This window comes from Halomonas sp. ND22Bw, assembly GCF_003011945.1.
Taxonomy (GTDB): domain Bacteria; phylum Pseudomonadota; class Gammaproteobacteria; order Pseudomonadales; family Halomonadaceae; genus Halomonas; species Halomonas halophila.
Genome location: NZ_PXWD01001032.1, coordinates 1 through 265 on the forward strand (window position 1 = coordinate 1; position 265 = coordinate 265).

A 265-nucleotide genomic window follows, 5' to 3' on the forward strand; every position below is an offset into this window, starting at 1 on the left:
GCCCAGCCCGCCCATCGCGCCCTTGATCACCGGCATGGAGTTGGAAATCAGGAAGGCGGCTATGCCCGCGCCGCCGATGGCCATCAGCTCGTGCGGGGCGGCGTGCATGATGACTTCGAACTTGCCGCCCGAAATCGCGTAGCTGCCGAAGACGAGGCCGAACAGCAGCACGATGCCGATGATCTGGAACATGGAGGCGAACAATCCTGACGCGAGAGGTCGGGACTATCGCCATTAATCATTAAGACGGCGTTTCGCGAACGCC

General features: G+C 61.9%; 1 protein-coding gene. It reads right to left on the reverse strand.

The annotated features are described in order from the left end of the window. A partial coding sequence (locus CVH10_RS21315) for a motility-associated protein (RefSeq protein ID WP_369335945.1) occupies nt 1-192 on the reverse strand: 192 nt, incomplete at its 3' end. Between the last annotated feature and the right edge of the window lie 73 nt (nt 193-265).